General features: G+C 29.3%; 10 protein-coding genes, 2 rRNA genes and 1 pseudogene. 1 reads left to right on the top strand and 12 read right to left on the bottom strand.

Features of this window, described 5'->3' with window-relative positions:
- Positions 1–183: 183 nt before the first annotated feature.
- The gene (locus tag A2J15_RS02925) at positions 184–1,353 is read left to right on the top strand and encodes a pyridoxal phosphate-dependent aminotransferase (RefSeq protein ID WP_066778147.1); all 1,170 of its coding nucleotides are present in this window, start codon (positions 184–186) and stop codon (positions 1,351–1,353) included.
- 64 nt (positions 1,354–1,417) lie between these two features.
- On the opposite strand, the gene A2J15_RS02930 is transcribed toward A2J15_RS02925, so the two are convergent.
- From A2J15_RS02930 to pgl, 12 genes and pseudogenes are all read right to left on the bottom strand, one after another.
- On the bottom strand, positions 1,418–1,759 hold the full coding sequence (locus tag A2J15_RS02930) for a cupin domain-containing protein (RefSeq protein WP_066778145.1): 342 nt from the start codon (positions 1,757–1,759) through the stop codon (positions 1,418–1,420).
- Between the two features lie 1,243 nt (positions 1,760–3,002).
- A pseudogene (locus tag A2J15_RS02935) lies at positions 3,003–4,908 on the bottom strand (type I restriction-modification system subunit M).
- A gap of 143 nt (positions 4,909–5,051) precedes the next feature.
- A complete protein-coding gene (gene dnaK, locus A2J15_RS02940; RefSeq protein WP_066778141.1) occupies positions 5,052–6,923 on the bottom strand; it encodes a molecular chaperone DnaK in 1,872 nt (623 codons plus the stop codon).
- Positions 6,924–6,946: 23 nt separating this feature from the next.
- Positions 6,947–7,477, bottom strand: a complete 531-nt coding sequence (gene grpE, locus A2J15_RS02945; RefSeq protein WP_066778139.1) for a nucleotide exchange factor GrpE — start codon at positions 7,475–7,477, stop codon at positions 6,947–6,949.
- A complete protein-coding gene (locus tag A2J15_RS02950) occupies positions 7,474–8,268 on the bottom strand; it encodes an HrcA family transcriptional regulator (RefSeq protein WP_116980480.1) in 795 nt (264 codons plus the stop codon). The genes grpE and A2J15_RS02950 overlap by 4 nt, the downstream gene beginning before the upstream one ends.
- Positions 8,269–9,477: 1,209 nt before the next feature.
- A complete protein-coding gene (locus A2J15_RS07865; RefSeq protein WP_260338681.1) occupies positions 9,478–9,600 on the bottom strand; it encodes a hypothetical protein in 123 nt (40 codons plus the stop codon).
- Positions 9,601–10,087: 487 nt separating this feature from the next.
- A 5S ribosomal RNA gene (gene rrf, locus A2J15_RS02955) occupies positions 10,088–10,204 on the bottom strand.
- A gap of 286 nt (positions 10,205–10,490) precedes the next feature.
- Positions 10,491–13,524 (bottom strand): 23S ribosomal RNA (locus tag A2J15_RS02960).
- A gap of 701 nt (positions 13,525–14,225) precedes the next feature.
- Positions 14,226–15,422 carry a sugar MFS transporter gene (locus A2J15_RS02965; RefSeq protein WP_066778095.1) on the bottom strand — a complete coding sequence of 399 codons (1,197 nt, stop codon included), beginning with the start codon at positions 15,420–15,422 and terminating at the stop codon, positions 14,226–14,228.
- A gap of 9 nt (positions 15,423–15,431) precedes the next feature.
- Positions 15,432–17,075: a glucose-6-phosphate isomerase gene (pgi, locus tag A2J15_RS02970; protein ID WP_066778092.1), complete on the bottom strand. Its 1,644-nt coding sequence runs from the start codon at positions 17,073–17,075 to the stop codon at positions 15,432–15,434.
- A gap of 2 nt (positions 17,076–17,077) precedes the next feature.
- Entirely contained in the window at positions 17,078–18,082 is a 1,005-nt protein-coding gene (locus A2J15_RS02975; protein ID WP_066778087.1) for a glucokinase, read from the bottom strand.
- On the bottom strand, positions 18,063–18,743 hold the full coding sequence (gene pgl / locus A2J15_RS02980) for a 6-phosphogluconolactonase (RefSeq protein ID WP_066778084.1): 681 nt from the start codon (positions 18,741–18,743) through the stop codon (positions 18,063–18,065). Before pgl ends, A2J15_RS02975 begins: the two co-directional genes overlap by 20 nt.
- Positions 18,744–18,874: the final 131 nt, after the last annotated feature.

The following is an 18,874-nucleotide window of genomic DNA, read 5'->3' on the forward strand; positions in this document are numbered from 1 at the left end:
TAATTTAAAATATAAGATGACCTAATTTTAAAGAATATTTTTAATTATACATAAAATTTTATGTATAATTGATTATTAACAAATCTCTACACTATTAAAACAATAATTGAAATTTTAATTTGATTTTATATTACAAAATGTGTTTTTCTGCTAGAATTAAGCAAAAAAATAAAGGATTATAAAATGCTTGCACAAAGATCTCAGGTTTTAGAAGAATCTATTACTTTAGCTATCACAGCTCTTGCTAATGAACTTAAGGCTAAAGGAGAAGATATTATCAGTTTTTCAGCAGGAGAACCTGATTTTGATACTCCACAAATTATCAAAAATGCAGCTATAGCTGCCATAGAAAAAGGTTGTGGTAAATACACTGCAGTTGCAGGAATAAATGAAGTTTTAAAAGCCATACAAAATAAACTCAAAAAAGACAATCAACTCGATTATGAAATTAACGAAATCATTACAAATGTAGGAGCAAAACATTCACTTTTTCAATGCATAGAATGTTTAATTGAAAAAAATGACGAAGTTATCATCCCTAGTCCTTATTGGGTAAGCTATCCTGAAATGGTAAAATTTGCTGGAGGAATACCTGTTTTTATAGAAGGTTTAGAAGAAAATGGATTTAAAATTACTCCTACGCAACTACAAAATGCTATTACAAGTAAAACAAAAATGTTAATACTCAACTCCCCTTCAAATCCCGTAGGATCGATTTATTCTAAAGAGGAATTAGTGCAAATTGCTAAGGTCTTAAAAAATACAAATATTACAGTTTTAAGTGATGAAATGTATGAAAAGCTTTGTTATGATAACTTTCATTTTACCGCTTTTGCAAGTGTAAGTAAAGATGCACTTGAACGTAGCATAACTATAAATGGCTTAAGCAAATGCTGCGCTATGCCAGGATGGCGTTTTGGCTATATGGCAAGTAAAAACAAAGCTTTAATTTCAGCTATAAAAAAACTTCAAGGGCAAAGCACTTCAAATATTTGTTCCATCACACAACATGCTGCTATACCTGCTTTAAATGGAGAATGTGATGAGGACATAGAAAAGATGCGTCAAATTTTTGAAAAACGTCGTAATTTAGCCTTAAATTTATTAAATAAAATACCAAATATTAGTGTCTATAAACCAGAAGGAGCCTTTTATCTTTTTGTAAATATACAAAAAATTGAAAAAGACTCAATGCAATTTTGTAAAAAATTACTAGAACAAGAAAAAGTTGCCCTTGTTCCAGGTATTGGTTTTGGAATGGATGGATACTTTAGAATTTCTTATGCTACAAGTGATGAGCTTATTGAAAAAGGTATAAAAAGAATCAGTAATTTTATTAAAAATTATAAATAATTCTAAATTTAAAACCCAAATCTTAGCTTTTTAAAAGCTAAGATTATAAAAAATACAATAAAAATTAATTTTTTTTAAGTACTGTATTAATTCTTTGAATTTTATCTAGTTTATTTAAACTAAGTCTTATTATAGTATCATCTAATCCACCTAAAGAATGTGGCACATTTGCTTTTAAACTTATCATATCTAAAGTGTTCAATTCTAATCTTTGATCTTTTGCTTCAAGCCAAATTTTCCCACTTAAAACCTGGATACGAATGGCAAATGGAGCCTTATGTTCTTTCATTATGCTATCTTTAGCAAGCAAAATTTGAATTTCTTTACTGTATTCATCATCAATTAAAACATTGATTTTTACTTCTTTAGGAATAAATTGAACCTTGTTCCATTGAATCATTTCCATCAAATCTCCTTTTTATTTTTATAAAATTGTAACAAAAAGTAAAATATAGACTATAAACTTATGTTAATTCTACTCTTATTTTAAATAAAAATTTTATTAACTATTTTTTACAAAATATCTCATCACTTTAAAATCAAATATACAACAAAAAACAAACTCTCTTTTATAAAAATTAACAAGCATTAAGTATTAACCCCCTATTTTAGTTTTCATTTTCTTAGTTTTCAAACATTGTTTTATTAAAAAATCTTACATTCAAATTCTATTTTTTATTCAATACTCAATATGAAAATTATATTTTTCAAAATCATTACAAATTATATTAAATATAATATTTGATATTTTATTTTTAATTTCATTATTTTTATTAAATTATTTAAAAAGTCCAAAATTAAATTCAAAAATATCTTCAATTTTCTTTTCCAAAAGATTTTCAAATACTATATAGCAATTTTACTCATAAAATTTATTCCATCTATCAAATAATAATTTAAATTTTATTTTATGGATAGTTTAAGATATATAAATGCGCCACCACATATTAAATTAAAACACTTTCCTTTTCACTTCGCCATCTAACTATATATCAATATTTAGCATTCTTCAAACTTCACTAATTCAATTCAATAGTTTACAAACAAAAGCATTCATTGAATGAAAACTATCATCAAAATAATAAATTAAAAATTTTATTTTATATTTCTTAAACTATCTTTTTTCATATTTTATTATTTTATAAATTAATTGTGCTACATACGACTAATAAATAGATTTTCTTTACATTTTTCATCTAAAAATTTGTAATTTGCTCTTACTTTTTTAGTAGTAAAAAAAGGAATTTTAAGATTTCTCAAAAATTCGTTGTATTATTATATCTAAGTTGAACTATTTGCAATATTTATAAATAAAAAAGAAGTATTAAAAACTTTAAAAATTTATCATTTCCCATTTTTACTCTTAAAGCCAAAAATTTACTAACACAAACTCGATCTTTAAGAACAAAAAATATTTTTGTAAGATAAAGACATAAAAATATTTTTTTTGAAATCTTACCCTGTCTCTTTTAAACGCGACTTTATTTGTTAAAAATATTTACCCGTTCTACTCTTTATATTTTCAAACCCGATTCTAAAATTCACATCATTACTTTTTTTTGATTTTTAAAAAAGTAATATGTTTTAGTCTTTACGCCTCTTAGCATTTCACCTAAGCCATTTTATGCTACTATTTTTCAAATTTTTCATTACATAATTTCACTCAAAAGATCTTGTATTTTTTTTTCTAATTCTTTTAATTCATTATTTATCTCATCTAATTTTCTTAATGGAGTATAAGTATAAAAATATCTGTTAAATAAAATTTCATAACCCACGCTCGTACTATCCCAAGCTATCCAAGAGTTCTTAATATAAGGTTTTACCTCTGTATCATAGTAACTTTGTATATTTATTTTAAGTGGAATTTTTTCTGTATTATTATTTTTATCACTGTCAATGATAAGATTTTCTTCGCTTTTTTTAAGTTTTACTCCTAAAAAATCTATAAACTCTTTTCTATTTTTGAAATCTTGTGCATTTTGTTCTAAAATTTTTAGTTTTTCTAAAATTTTTTCTTTATCTTTAAGTTTTTTGAATTTTTCATCATCTTTTAAAACTTCTATACTTTTTGGCTTTTCTATAATAATTTTAGTATAACCAAAGTCTTCATTATCATAAATTTTACAATCTTCATTAGAAATATTTTCTAAAAATAATTTAGTAATTTCTCCTATATGTTCTTTACTCATTTCATTTTGTTTAAAACCTAAAGATTTTTTCATCTTAGAAAAATATTTATCATTTGCAGCATTTATAAGCTGAACCTTACCTTTTTTATATTCTGGTTTTTTATTAGTAATAATCCATATAAAAGTAGGAATTGCCGTATTGTAAAATATATTTGTAGGTAAAGCGATTATAGCTTCAAGATAGTCATTTTCTATAATATGTTTTCTTATAGCTACCATACCACTATCTGAATTAAAAAGCGATGAACTATTATGCACACTTGCAATACGAGAACCCAAAGAAGTATCAAATTTCATTTTACTAAGCATATTAAGCAAAAACATCATTTGCCCATCACTTTTACTTGTAATACCCACGTTAAATCTTGGATCATTGCAACTTGAATTAAAACCCTTTTTTTCAACACCTAAAATCTTTTGATCATTTTCCCAAGACCTACCATAAGGCGGATTGCTAAGCATAAAATCAAATTTCAAATTTTGCTGATCATTACTTAACGTTGAACCAAATTTAATATGATTTGGATCTTCGCCTTTTATTAGCATATTTGCTTTACATATAGCATAAGCTTCTGGATTAATTTCTTGTCCATAAAGATAAATATTTGCATTTGATTGTATAAAACCATTAGAATCTGTGATAAATTCTTTCGATTCAGCAAGTATTCTGCCACTTCCACAAGCATTATCATAAACAAGATATGTTCCTTGTTTGATTTGCTCTTTTACAGGTAAAAATACAAGATGAGTCATAAGCTCTATAATTTCTATTGGTGTAAAATGCTCTCCAGCTTCTTCATTATTTTCCTCATTAAATTTACGAATAAGCTCTTCAAATATATATCCCATACCAAGATTGCTTAAACCTTTATGAATAATATTACCTTTTTCATCTAAGATATCTTTTATACTAAAATTTACCTTAGGAGAACAAAATCTTTCTATAACACCAAAAAGTATATTTGCTTCTTCTAAGGTATCAAGTTGATTTTTAAATTTAAATTTAGAGATTATATCTTTGATATTACCAGTAAAACAATCAAGATAATTTTCAAAATTTATTCTTATATTTTTTGGATCATTTAAAAGAGTTTGCAAGGTAAATTGAGAATAATTAATTCCCCCCCCCCCATAGTTCTTTTACAATTGGAAAAGTATCTAAATTTTGTATTTGATCCTTATATTGATTATAAATTTTTATGGCTTCATCTTTTTTAGGTTCTAAAAGAGCATCTATTCTTCTTATAATCGTCATAGGTAGTATAATATCACGGTATTTACTCTTTGTATAAACATCACGGAGCAAATCATCTGCTACGCTCCATATAAAATTCACAATACTTTGAAACTGGTTTACATCCATAAATATCTTTCCTTAATGTTCTATAAAAATGTATTAAATATATTATATAAATTACTCTAAAAAAACATTTAAAAAACCACTAAGTAAAGATAAAATGTAGAAAAATCAAGCCTATTTTGGCTTGATTTGAAGAAATTAAAAGCTTATTCTACTTCAGCATCAATAACATCATCATCTTTTTTCTTTTTATCATTAGCTGTATTTGTTTCATCTTTTTTATACATATTTTCAGCTAATTTATGAGAAACTTCACTTAAAACTTTCATTTTAGCTTCAATTTCTTCTTTGCTTGCATTTTGATTTTTTAAAGTTTCACGCAAATCATCTAGTGCTTTTTGTATATTTTCTCTATCAACTTGAGGAATTTTTTCTCCAAGCTCATTTAAAGATTTTTCTACTTGATGAGCTAAGCTATCAGCTGAATTTCTAGCATCTACTGCTTCTTTGCGTTTCTTATCTTCTTCTTTATGAAGTTCGGCATCTTTTACCATATTATTTATCTCTTCTTCACTAAGTCCACTTGAACCTGTAATTTTAATTTCTTGTGCTTTGCCAGTAGCTTTATCTTTTGCCGAAACAGTTAAAATACCATTAGCATCAATATCAAAAGTTACCTCAATTTGTGGCATACCGCGTGGTGCTGGCGGAATCCCTTCAAGATTAAAATTACCCAAAGATTTATTATCGCGACTAAATTCTCTCTCACCTTGCAAAACATTGATTGTAACAGCACTTTGATTATCTTCAGCAGTTGAGAAAACTTGTTCTTTTTTAGTTGGAATAGTTGTACCTTTTTCAATAATTTTAGTCATCACACCTCCTAAAGTTTCAATACCTAAAGAAAGTGGAGTAACATCAAGTAAAAGCACATCTTTAACATCACCTTTTATAACAGCACCTTGAATTGCAGCACCAATAGCTACTACTTCATCTGGATTTACTGATTTATTTAAATCTTTAGCAAAAGCTTTTTTTACTTCTTCTTGCACTAAAGGAACACGCGTAGAACCTCCAACCATTACAATTTCTTTAATCTCATCTTTTTTAAGACCTGCATCACTTACGACTTCATTAATTTTAGTAATAGTTTCAGCGACTAGAGAATCAATCATACTTTCAAATTTAGCTCGAGTTAATTTTTTCACTAAATGTTTTGGACCACTTGCATCTGCTGTAATAAATGGTAAATTAATTTCAGTTTCATTAGCAGAACTTAATTCTTTTTTAGCATTTTCTGCAGCTTCTTTTAAGCGTTGCAAAGCCATTACATCATTTTTAAGATCTATACCTGTTTCATCTTTAAATTCATTTGCTAAAAAATCTATAAGCTTATTATCAAAATCATCTCCACCTAAAAAAGCATTACCACCAGTTGCTAAAACTTCTACAACATTATCTCCAGTTTCAAGTACAGTAACATCAAATGTTCCACCACCCAAATCATAAACTACAATCTTTTCACTGTCTTTTTTATCAAGTCCATAAGCTAAAGCTGCTGAAGTAGGTTCATTAATAATTCTTAACACATTAAGACCTGCTATAGTTCCTGCTTCTTTTGTTGCTTTTCTTTGGGCATCATTAAAATATGCAGGCACAGTAATAACTGCATCAGTAATACTTTCACCCAAAAAAGCTTCAGCATCTTCTTTTAATTTCATTAAAACCTTTGCTGAAATTTCTTGTGGAGTATAAATTTTTCCTGCAATCTCTATAGCGCAAGCACCATTTCTTTCAGTAATATGATAAGGAAGTCTATTTTTAGCCTCCTTAGCTGCATCTTCATTAACCATCAAACCCATAATTCTTTTAATAGAATAAATAGTTTTTTCAGGATTAGTTACAGCTTGACGCTTTGCACTATCACCTACTAAAACCTCACCCTTATCTGTAAAAGCCACAACAGAAGGAGTTGTATTTTTACCTTCTTTATTTGGAATTACCTTGCTTTCACCACGCTCATATACCGCAACACAAGAATTGGTTGTTCCTAAATCTATACCTATAACTTTACTCATTTTTTTATCCTTTTATTAAAAATTTATTTTGCTACACTAACTTTTGTTGGACGAATCACACGATCGGCTATTTTATAACCTTTTTGAAGTACTTGAACTACTTCGCCACTTTGATGATCTTTACTATCTACATGAAACATAGCCTCATGCAAATTAGGATCAAAATCTTTTTCCTCATTAATAATACCTACCCCATGTTTTTCAAGTTTTTTAAGAAATAAATCTAAAGTATTTTGCACTCCTTCTTTAATTTTTAAACTGATTTCATCATCACATTGGACATTTATTGCTGCTTCTAAGGCATCTAAAACATCTAATAAATCTTTAGCAAAACTTTCGTTTGCATATGCCATAGCACTTAGTTTTTCCTTCTCCATTCTTTTTTTAATATTTTCAAACTCGGCGTTTGCACGTATATATTTATCTTTTAATTCATCCAATTCTTTTTGTAATTTATCTTGATCACTATCTTCAATATTTTGTAAATTTTCATCTTGAAAATTTTCGCAATTATCCATATTTTCACTTTCAATTTCTTGCTTTTGATCGCTCATGCTGCCTCCTTTAAATACTGTAATATCTTTTTATAATCAGTATAAACACTACCTGCTAAGATAATATTTACATCTTCGCCCAAAAATTCCGCATCCATCTTAAGTCCCATAAAGCCCTCCTTAAATAAAGGTTCAAATTCAAGACTATCCTTAAAACAATGATGAACTCTACAATCTAAGAGCTTAACAAATTCATCATTTTGATAAATTTGATAAGCTCTTTCTTCATTAGTTCTATAATAAATCAAACCTTGTCTTAAATTAGCTATTTTTTCTATAAGCTCTATAAAATGAACTTTCAAAGCTATATTTTCTATACTAAAAAGATCAAGTCCTACAAGACTTTGCAAAAAATTCCAAGCTTCTTTCTCATATTTTAAAACAAGTTCTTCTTCTTTAAAATCGAGTATTATAAATTTAGTATTAAGTTCAAGTACTTCTGTAAGCACTAAACTTCTACCTCCATAAACAAGACAATAAATTTCGAATTCTTTACTAAGTTCTTTTAAACAATCTTCATTTTTTATATAAATATCTTTATTTTGTTCACCCTCCCAAAAACTCTGCCAATAATTTTGCATTGTTAAAATAGTAGGAATTCTACCACTACTTATATGAAGTTGAGTGATTAAGCCTTCATCACTAAGTCTTTTAAGATAAACACGTATAGTTGATGCAGGAATACAAAGATTTAAATTAAGTTCATTAGATCCAATAGGAGCATTATCCAAAAGATAAGTTTGAATGATAGAATCTAAAATCAAATCCTTTTTATTTTGGCTTTTCATCACTATTTCCTTGAAATTTTAGCACTCTATTTTTAGATTGCTAAAGGTATTATACAACTTTGAGTGTTATTTTGTCAAGTATAAATATAAAAAAATAACTTAATTTTATTTAGTCTATAAGACTAAAGTTTGTTTTTTTATACCATTTCATCTTTTATTTTCATATTTTTCACTCGCACAAATCTTTATAAAACCCTTCATTCAACATCTTTTTAATAATAGCTCATTATCAATCATAAGAAAATATAATCATAATCTTAATTTTTATTTCATCATATATTCTAATTAATCCTCATCTTTAAATCTAAAACTTTAAATTAAATCATAATTATTTTTTTAATATTTTTATTGAATAGACTTTAAATCTGTTAATTTAAAAAATTATTATTTTTAAATATCTTTTCTTATAATTCCTTTGTGGATATAAAATCATATATACTTTTATTTTATCAATAACTATAAATTAACAATTTAAGCGTTTTATTTTAATAAATCTTTATATTTAAAAATTTATTATTAATTTTAATTCTAAAAAATAATATAAAAATTTTTTATAAAAAATATAAAGATTATCTTTTTAATTAAGTAAACTTAATATTGCAATTATTATTTTACTTAATAAATATACCTTTAAACATTAAAAATATCATTATAAACTTTATATAATTTTTGTTTTTAAATAATACCAAATAAACATCATTAAGCCTAAAATACTTTAAGCCTTTTTCTAAAAGATTAAAAAATATAAAATACAAATTATTATATTATTTTATTAAAAACATATTAAAGCTTATATGAATGAAATCTTTTAATTATTTAAAAATAAAGCCATTAATCAAAATATTATAAGATCATTCTTTTATAAATATATACTATATAAAAGATTGAAATTTTAAAAATAAAGCTTAAACATTGTTTAAAATTTAAGTGATAAATTTTATTCTACTTTTATAATAAATATATAATTTATAATAATACTTTTTTATCTATTAACTTATATAAATTATTAATACTATTTTGATCATAAAATACAAAAACTAAAATAATTTTAAAAATAAAGAAGTATTCTAACTCTATTATAAAAGCAATAAGAAATAATTCAAAAGAATTCTATCTTTTAGTAATATTAATACTAAAAACCTTAACCAATGATTTAAAAGATGAAATTAAACTCAATGCATTTCTTTTTTTCTATAATTCTTTTACCTATCTTCAACCTTCAATCATTTCTTTATTAAACTCTACTATTTCACAAGAATCATAAGCCTTAATAATCAAACTATTACTCCTTGCTTCAAGTAAAAATACTTTAAAATTTAAATTATAAATTTTCATATTTTATCAAGACACTTTATAAATCCTCATTTAATAATTTAAATTTAAAAACACTATAAACTTTTAAACATGCTTACTAAAATATTAAAACCAAAGCATGATAAATTATAAGTGCTAAGAATATATAAACAAGTAACAACACAATAATAATATATAAGAATTCTATTTTAGTGATACTAAAAATTATAATAAATTAAAAAACCAATAAGTTAGAATATATAAATTAAAAAATCTTAAAGCTAAAAACCATTCAACTCATATTCTCATCATTACCATTTAATTCTATCAATACATAAAACTTATTTAATAAATAAATTAATTTTTCAATTTAAAAATAAAAAATACTATAAGCATAAATATTAAAAATATAAATAATATATTATACAAGTATAAATACTATAAAATAAACCATAAGCCTCTACACAATAATAATTTAAAAGATTGAAATAAAAGAAAGAAAAACTAAGAATAATAAAGCAGTCTAACAAGTCCGCAATGAGTTACTTTCCCCCTGCCAGTAAGGCGTAGTATCATCACCCACGATGTGCTTAGCTTCTTGGTTCGGGATGGAGCAAGGCGTTTCCACATCTGTATAATCACGGACATTGTTATTTAAATATTCTTTGAAAAATCTAGTTTAGAATAAAGCTTTTATTTTTTAGTTTTTATTCTTTTTTATTTCTTTTCTTCTTTTTTATTTTTTAAATTTATTATTATCTTTAATAAGTTTTTATTTTAGAATATTTAAAAAACAATGTTAAGAGCAAGTTCTAATATAAACTTTACTTGTAAGATTTCTATTAAGCTTAAAAATATAATTTTTCTAAAAGATTTCATATAAAAATATTTAAAGCTTTATTAAAAACCTTAACAAGGAAGTGATGCTTTATAAAGATAAGCCAAACGCTCTATTAGTACTGGTCAGCTAAAGGACTTTCATCCATTACACATCCAGCCTATCAAACTAGTAGTCTTCTAGAGAGCTTAGAGAAGATTCATCTTAGAGTGAGCTTCACGCTTAGATGCTTTCAGCGTTTATCCTTTCCAAACTTAGCTACGCTGCGATGCTCTTGGCAGAACAACAGCTACACCAGTGGTTTGTTCAACCCGGTCCTCTCGTACTAGGGTCAAATCTCTTCAATCTTCTTACGCCCACGGCAGATAGGGACCGAACTGTCTCACGACGTTCTGAACCCAGCTCGCGTACCGCTTTAAATGGCGAACAGCCATACCCTTGGGACCTGCTCCAGCCCCAGGATGCGATGAGCCGACATCGAGGTGCCAAACCTCCCCGTCGATGTGAGCTCTTGGGGGAGATCAGCCTGTTATCCCCGGGGTACCTTTTATCCTTTGAGCGATGGCCCTTCCACACAGAACCACCGGATCACTAAGACCGACTTTCGTCTCTGCTTGACTTGTATGTCTTGCAGTTAAGCTGGCTTATACCTTTATACTCTACGAACGATTTCCAACCGTTCTGAGCCAACCTTTGTAAGCCTCCGTTATTATTTGGGAGGCGACCGCCCCAGTCAAACTACCCACCAGACATTGTCCCACTTGAGGATAACTCAAGCTGGTTAGCTACCCAAATAAGAAAGAGTGGTATCTCAACAATGGCTCCTATATAACTAGCGTCATATACTCAAAGCCTCCCACCTATCCTGCACATTCTTATCCAAATAGCAGTGTCAAGCTGTAGTAAAGGTCCACGGGGTCTTTCCGTCTTGCCGCGGATAGGAGGAATTTTCACCTCCACTACAATTTCACTGGATCCCTCTTTGAGACAGCTCCCATCTCGTTACGCCATTCATGCAGGTCGGTATTTAACCGACAAGGAATTTCGCTACCTTAGGACCGTTATAGTTACGGCCGCCGTTTACTCGGGCTTCGATCAAGAGCTTTGCTAATGCTAACCCCATCAATTAACCTTCGAGCACCGGGCAGGCGTCACACCCTATACATCCTCTTACGAGTTAGCAGAGTGCTGTGTTTTTGGTAAACAGTCGGGAGGGACTCTTTGTTGTAAGTTTCTTCGCTTTTGGAGTAAATCCTAATACGAAGCGAACCACACCTTATACCGAAGATACGGTGCTATTTTGCAGAGTTCCTTAAAGAGAGTTCTTCCACGCGCCTTAGAATACTCATCCCACCCACCTGTGTCGGTTTACGGTACGGGCAACATTAGCTAAACTTAGAAACTTTTCTTGGCTCGACGGCATCAGGGGTTCTTCTATCCATCCGAAGACTTCAAAAAGCCTTTAAGATCTCAGAGTATTCTTATACGGATTTGCCTGTATAAGCTCCTACATCCTTAGACTAGCACTTCCATCCGCTAGCCCCCTTAGCCCTAAGCGTCCTTCCATCGCACACTAATGTTGGTATTGGAATATTAACCAATTTGCCATCGTCTACCCCTTTCGGACTCGACTTAGGACCCGACTAACCCTACGATGACGAGCATCGCGTAGGAAACCTTGGGTTTACGGCGTTAATGATTCTCACATTAATTATCGCTACTCATGCCTGCATGCTCACTTCTATTCGCTCGAGCACTCCTTACCGGTATACCTTCAACGCAAATAGAACGCTCTCCTACCACTTGCACACAACTTAAACTACTTAGCTTTAAGTATATTATGACTTAAATTTTATTTCTGTTTTTAATTCTATAAAAATCAGTAAAAATATAACTTACCTTGTTTTATATTTTAAACTTAAATAATCTAAGTTGTGTGCAAGTCTACAGCTTCGGTACTTACTTTAGCCCCGTTATATTTTCCGCGCGAAATCACTAGACCAGTGAGCTATTACGCTTTCTTTAAAGGATGGCTGCTTCTAAGCCAACCTCCTGGTTGTTTAAGTAAGTTCACATCGTTTTCCACTTAAGTAAGATTTGGGGACCTTAGCTGGTAGTCTGGGTTGTTTCCCTCTTGACGACGGATTTTATCACTCGCCGCCTGACTGCTGTGATTACATATAAGGTATTTGGAGTTTGATAGGGTTTGGTACATTGGTGTATGCCCTAGCCCATTCAGTGCTCTACCCCCTTATACTACGACACAACGCTATACCTAAATATATTTCGGAGAGAACCAGCTATCACGAAGTTTGATTGGCCTTTCACCCCTATCCACAAGTCATCCCGGGGCTTTTCAACGCCTATGGGTTCAGTCCTCCACTAGTTCTTACACTAGCTTCAACTTGCTCATGGATAGATCACTTCGTTTCGGGTCTGCAGCATCTGACTAAGCGCCCTATTCAGACTCGCTTTCGCTACGGCTTCGCGTTTGCTTAACCTTGCCAGACACCACAACTCGCAGGCTCATTATGCAAAAGGCAGTCCATCACACTGTATTGCTACATAGTGCTCTGAATGATTGTAAGCAAATGGTTTTAGGTTCTATTTCACTCTGATCACCTCAGTTCTTTTCACCTTTCCCTCACGGTACTTGTACGCTATCGATCTGGTATTAGTATTTAGGGTTGGATCGTGGTCGACCCAGCTTCAGACAGGATTTCTCGTGTCCCGCCCTACTCAGGATACTGCTAGCTAAGGTTTGTTTTTCGCATACGGGACTATCACCCTCTATGGCTATACTTTCCAGAATGTTTTGCTAAACTCACCTCTTGCACATTGCAGTCCTACAACCCCCAGTGCAAGCACTGGGTTTGCCCTCTTGCGCTTTCGCTCGCCGCTACTGACGCAATCTCTATTGATTTCTTTTCCTAAGGGTACTAAGATGTTTCAATTCCCCTCGTTCGCTCCTATATAGGTAATGTATATCTCTATACATTGGGTTGCCCCATTCGGAAATCTACGGATCAAAGTTTCTTGACAACTCCCCGTAGCTTATCGCAGTCTAGTACGTCCTTCATCGCCTTTACCAGTCAAGGCATCCACCATTCGCTCTTAGTAGCTTACCTTTTTATCTTTTTTAGTTTTAAATTCACTAAAAAAGTTTTTGCATAAAAGCTATTAAATAGATTCATATAAGCATATTTATATATAAGCATTAGATTATATATAAAGATTATATAAATATTATTTTGAGCTTTTTTATTCTAAAACGCATCACTTCCTTGTTAAAGTTTTTAAATAATTTAAATAAAATGTTTTTTATCTTAAGACGGAAAGCATTCAAATACTTATAATCAAGCAAAGAATATAAGCTGTGAATTTGAAACTTATCTTTAGTGTTTAAGTTCTTTGATAGTATTAGCATTAACTTAATAAATCTTAATTTAAATATAGAAATATTTTAATTCCTAATTTAAATACATATAATTATATATTCTATAAATATAGAAATATTTGCTATAAATTATAGAAATATTTAAGTATTTAATTTCAATAAGTATTTATATAAGTATTTAGCTAATAATACTTAATAGTACTAACTAAAGAAAAGATAAAAGCATTTTATGCTTTAACAAGTTTAGTAAAATTGTTTTTATTAAAACTTGCTTGTGACTCTTAACAATGATAAGTTAAAGAACATATTCTTAAAAAGTTTTATTGATTGATTTTTAAGAAGTGAAAGTTGAAATTATACAAGAATAAGCTTAAGGGAAGATGAAATACAATAAGCTCAATATAAAAATTTTATATTGAGCTAAAAAAATCTCTAATTTTTATATCCTTTAAGTGCAAAAAATAAAATATAAAAATAACACAACATAGGAACTATGTAAGAAATTAACAAATTAGAATAATCAGCTACTAAACCTTGAACTGGTGGTATAAGAGCTCCTCCAACTATAGCCATACAAATAAGTCCTGAAGCTTGACTTGTAAATTTACCTAAATTTTTTGTAGCTAAAGAAAAAATAGTTGGAAACATAATAGAATTAAAAAATCCTATAGCTATTAAAGCTGCCATTGCAATTTTTCCACCCACTAAAACAGCTAATATAATTAAACTAATGCTTACAATGGCATTAAAAGCTAAATATTTATTTGGGGTTATAACACTCATTATAGCACTTCCTATAAATCTTCCTATCATAGCACCACCCCAATAAAATGCTATATATTTTGCACCTAAAAATTCTTCTACATTAGAAAATTGCTTCATGGTTAAAATTAAAAATGAACCAATTGATACTTCAGCTCCAACATAAAAAAATATAGCTGCAGCACCTAAAACAAGATGAGGATATTCAAATATAGTAATTTTTCCATCATGATTTTCTTCACTAATTTTCTCAGCTCTTTCTCTTACATCAGGAAGTTTTAAAAGATAAACTAAAATAGCTAAAAGTATTAAAACACCCGCTATAATCAAATAAGGGATTTGAACTGATTGAGCTTCTTGAGCCTTGCTTACATATTGGGCTGTTCCTGAAAGTATAAAAATAGCACCAAAAATTGGTCCTAAAGTTGTTCCTAGAGAGTTAAATGCTTGTACCAAAGTTAACATTCTAGCTTCTTTTCCTGGTGCAAGTAAAGTAACAAAAGGATTTCCCGCGGTTTGCAAAAGAACTACCCCGCTAGCTAAAACAAATAAAGCTCCTAAAAATATAGGATAAGAAGCTGTAGAAGCAGCAGGATAAAATAAAATACAACCTATAGCCGTTAAAATGAATCCTAAAACCACTCCAATTGGATATCCTATTTTCTCTAAAAGTTTTCCAAAAAAACCTCCAGTTATAAAATAAGCACCAAAAAAACAAAATTGTATCAAAGCTGCTTCAAAATAATTAAGTTCAAAAATAGCCTTAAGATGTGGTATTAAAATATCATTTAATACTGTAATAAATCCCATGGCGAAAAATAAAGCAGTCAATGTTATCAATGCAAAATTATTCGATTTTGTTTGCATATTATCTCCTTAAATTGAATTAAATTTTTTATAAACTTGAATTAAATGCTGTGTAGAACTATCATGCTTTTTTATTATCTCACCTTGAAATTCTGCTAAAATTGTTTTAGCAAGGTCTTTGCCAAGTTCTACACCCCATTGATCAAAACTATTAATATCCCAAATAACCCCTTGAACAAAAATTTTATGCTCATATAAAGCTATTAAAGATCCTATACTTCTTGGATGAATTTCATCAAGCAAAAGAACATTACTAGGTCTATTACCTGAAAAAACTCTATGAGGAGCAAGTTTATCAATTTGATCCTCGCTAAAACCTCTTTTTGTCATTTCTTCTTGCACTTCTTTAAGAGTTTTACCTAACATAAAAGCTTCAGCCTGAGCAAAAACATTACTAAGCAAAATTTCATGATGCTGGGAAAAATTTCCTTTTTTTCTCAAAGATGCAATTAAATCAATAGGACTTAAATGCGTTCCTTGATGTAAAAGCTGAAAAAATGCATGTTGAGCATTAATACCCACATCTCCCCAAACTATAGGACCTGTATCATAATTCACCCTTTTACCATTTTTTCTTATTTGCTTGCCATTGCTTTCCATATCAAGTTGCTGTATAAACTTAGGAAAATGTCTTAATACAGAATCATAAGGAGCTATAATATGACTACCTGCATCAAAAAAATTAATATACCAAACTCCTATTAAAGCCATAATTATAGGCATATTACTCTCAAAAGGTTCATTATGAAAATGCTCATCAACCAAATAAGCTCCTTCAAGCAAAGAAGAAAAATTTTCCTTACCCAAATAAATCATAATAGCTAAACCTATAGCAGACCAAAGGCTATAACGTCCACCTACCCAATTCCAAAATTCAAACATATTTTTAAGATCTATACCAAACTCCTTAACAGCTTCTTTATTTGTTGAAACTGCTACAAAATGTTTTGCAATATGTTTTTCATCTAAAGCGTGATCTAAAAACCATCTTCTGGCTGTAAAAGCATTAGTTAAAGTTTCTTGAGTAGAAAAAGTTTTAGAAGCTATAATAAATAAAGTTGTTTCAGGATGAACTTTTTCTAAAACTTCTTGTAATTGTATACCATCTACATTAGAAACAAAATGCATATGAAGTCTTGGATGGGCATAATTTTTTAATGCCTTGCACACCATTAAAACCCCAAGATCAGAACCTCCTATACCTATATTTACAACATCAGTAATAACTTGATTAGTATAACCAAGCCAAGAACCTATTCTTAAAGAATCAGAAAAATTCTGCATTTTAAATAAAGCTTCTCTTACATTTGGCATAATATCCATATCATCAATCATAACCGCATAGCCTGATTTATTTCTTAAAGCTGTATGTAAAACCGCCCTATTTTCGGTATTATTAATTTTTTTACCTTCAAACATAGCATCAATTTTTTCTTTCAATGAGCATTCATGTGCTAAATCAAATAAAAGCTTTAAAGTTTTATCATTCATGCGATTTTTAGAATAATCAAGTTTTAAATCTCCAAGTTGTAAAAAATATCTTAACCCTCTATTTAAATCTTCATCAAATAAAGTTCGCATATGCACATCTTTAATATCCAAAAAATGGCTTTGCAATGCTTTATAAGATTTTAGTTGTGTCAAAGTTTTCATCACTAACTCCGGTTTTTTAAAAAATAATCCCTTAAATGATTTTCAAGTGCTACAGCTACACCATAAATCCCAGAATATTTAGCTAAAACAACATATATAGGAATAGCTGCTAAATAAGCATCAAATCTCCCTTTATTTTCAAAACGTACTCTAAAAGGAGAAGTTTTAAAATAATCAATAAATCGAGGAATTATTCCTCCGCAAAGATAAACTCCACCTCTAGCACCTAAAGTTAAAGCTAAATCAGCAGAAACAGTTCCAAGCATTGCGCAAAAAATATCTAAAGTCAAACGACACAAAGGTGATTTACCACTTAAAGCATATTCACTAATAAGCTCAGGTGTCATATTTAAACTTTTTACCTTTTCTCTATCTGCTAAAGCTTCATAAATTAAAACGAGCCCTGAACCGCTTAAAAAACGTTCTGCTGATACATGCCCATATTTTTTCTTAGCATACTGCCAAATAGCTACTTCAGTATCATCAAAAGGCGAAAAACTAGTATGTCCACCCTCTCCTGCTAAAGCAATATAACCTCCATTATAACAAGGAATTAATCCGCTTACACCAAGTCCAGTACCAGGACCTAAAACAGCCTTAGGAGCATTTATTTCACAAGAAGTACCACCTATTTGAATAAGATCTGCAGTAGACATCTTAGAAATTGCATAAGCTTGTGCTGTAAAATCATTAATCAAAATTAAAACTTCTAAATGCAAAGCTTGTCTTGTAGTTTCTATAGAAAAAGCCCAATGATGATTTGTCATTTGCACCCAATCTCCCACTACAGGATTTGCTATAGCAAAAGCAGCATACTTAACTACAGGATTACCAACTTTACTTAAATACATTTTAACAGCATCAACAACAGTGTTATAATCATTACAAGCTAATACTTCTATATTTTCAATAATATTTGCTTCAACTTCCAATGCAAAACGAGCATTTGTCCCTCCAATATCAGCCAAAAGCCTAGGATAAGTTTTTTTATTTTGAGAAATAGACATTGCATACTACCTTTTTTGAATGAAGTATATAAGAGATAGGCAATTTTGGATCAATTGCCTCAAGAGCTTTATTTAAAACCTTTAATTTTTCTTCTGTGCTTATTGATAAAAACAATTCTTTACATTTTTCAAGAGCAGATAAAGACATAGATAATCTTTTATAAGGTGCATTTTTAGGACTCATTAAAACAATATTTTGATGTGTTTTTAAAGCCTGTTGGAATTCTTGAGCATCACAAAAAAGTGAAGCTGTATGTCCATCAAGCCCCATACCTAAAATAGCAATATCGGGTTGTTGATAATAAATGTTTGCCTTACAAACAAGTTTATCTAATGCAATATTAGGATTTTCAAAATAAGTTTGAAAATAAGATTTTTGAGCTAAATTTTTTAAAAAATGTGTTGTGATTAATCTAGCATTACTATTTTCATCATTTAAATCAACAATTCTTTCATCCACTAAAGAAACATTACATCTATGCCAGGCACAATCTTCTTTACTTAATAACTCTAAAAAATCAATAGGAGATTTTCCTCCAGAAAAAGCAAGATTAACCCTATCTTTAAAAGATAGATATTTTTCAAGTGATGAAACAATAGCTTTAACTAATGCAATATTGGATTCTAATGCATTATCAAAATTATATAATTTAAATGCCATTAATACACCTTGATTAAAATATATAATTAAAGCTTAGCAAAGCTTTGTTTAATAACTTTATTTGTTTTATTTATATTTAAATAAAATACCAAGATTATTGTTTCAAATTTTCACATTTATTTTATATAAAA

It is taken from the genome of Campylobacter hepaticus, assembly GCF_001687475.2.
Taxonomy (GTDB): Bacteria; Campylobacterota; Campylobacteria; order Campylobacterales; family Campylobacteraceae; genus Campylobacter_D; species Campylobacter_D hepaticus.